The following is a 1,565-nucleotide window of genomic DNA, read 5'->3' as shown; positions in this document are numbered from 1 at the left end:
CCTCAGGATGACACCTACGCTTACGCTCCCTCAGGATGACACCTATCTTAAAAAGAACAAAATTAAGGACTTGGGGAGTGTGCAGTTTTAAACTTTAAACTGTGCACTTTTAAAATTTAGCTAACAGGAAAATTGCTAAAAAAAATTGCTAAGGTCACCGAATAACTCTCTTTTCAGAGGAAACAAGTTTCTTCGTCATTGCCAGGAGAGACGAAGTCTCGACGAAGCAATCTATCTTTGAGATTGCTTCGCTTCGCTCGCAATGACGGAAATTGGACTTTTTCAGCAATCTTTTGCTCACTAATTGCTCACTTACATCTGGATCAACTCCGAGATCTTAAATATCGGCAGGTACATACTGACTACGATCCCTCCGATTATTAACCCTAAAAAGGCTATTATCAAAGGCTCGATCATCGAGGTAAGCCCGGTAACAGCCGCATCTACCTGTTCATCGTAAAAATCAGCGATCTTAGCCAGCATCTTTTCAAGCTCCCCGGTCTTTTCCCCCACGCCGATCATCCTTACCACCAGAGGGGGAAAAATACCGCTTTTGGTTAACGGGTCGCTAATATTTTCGCCTTCACGAATGCTTTCCCGGGCATTGTTCACGGCAATTTCTACAACCCTGTTTCCGGCTGTTTTAGCCACTATTTCCAGGGAGTTCAAGATAGGCACACCGCTTTTCACTAAAGTTGACAATGTCCGGGAAAATCTGCTGATCGCTACTTTTTTGAGAAGCAGTCCGAACACCGGTAGTTTCAACTTAAGTTGGTCAAACCTGAATTTGCCGCTGGCCGTTTTAGCATAACGGCTAACAAGAAAAACAGCCGCAATCACTCCCGCCACGCCTAATAGAAAATATTGCCTCATAAAATCACTTAACGAAAGCAACAACTGGGTGGGCAAAGGGAGTTGCGCCCCAAAACCTTCATAAATACCTTTAAATACCGGGACTACCTTAATAATAAGAAAAACGGTTATACCAAAAGCTATGGTAGTTATTACCGCGGGGTAGACCAGCGCTGCTTTAACCCGGCGCATCAAAAAACTGGTCTTTTCCATATATCCCGCCAATCTATCTAAGATCAAATCCAGGGTACCGCTGGATTCCCCGGCCTTTACCATGTTTACAAAAAGCACAGAAAAGGCATTAGGGTGTTTACCAAATGCCTCCGACAGGCTTCTGCCGCCTTCAATATCATCCCGCAGGGTGGTAATTATATTTTTAAATTTTTTGTTTTCCACCTGTTCAGATAAAATATCCAGGCCCTGGGTCACCGGTATCCCGGCATCCACCATTGTAGCCAACTGCCTGGAAAATATTACCAGGTCTTCGGTCTTTATCTTGTTACCCATCAAACCGGCCAGGCCGGAAAATCCTTTTTTTGGTTTTTCCTCTTTGACCGAGATAATTACCAGCCCCTTATCCCTTAATGAAGCAACAAGAGGTGCGGGGCTGTCTGCCTCTATCGAAGCACTAATCGTGTGTCCCTGTTTGTCTTTGGCAACATACTTGAAAACCGGCATCTTACACCTTCCTAATTCATTACTAAATTGTTAAA

1 protein-coding gene is annotated in these 1,565 nt (G+C 44.0%); it reads right to left on the bottom strand.

The window, feature by feature from the left end:
* Nucleotides 1-312 precede the first annotated feature (312 nt).
* Entirely contained in the window at nucleotides 313-1,530 is a 1,218-nt protein-coding gene (locus U9Q08_04435; GenBank protein MEA3328957.1) for a type II secretion system F family protein, read from the bottom strand.
* Between the last annotated feature and the right edge of the window lie 35 nt (nucleotides 1,531-1,565).

This window comes from Candidatus Omnitrophota bacterium (genome assembly GCA_034717435.1).
GTDB lineage: Bacteria > Omnitrophota > JAUWXU01 > JAUWXU01 > JAUWXU01 > JAYELI01.
Note: the sequence above shows the minus strand (reverse complement) of the source record. Positions and strands in the feature narration are given on the sequence as shown.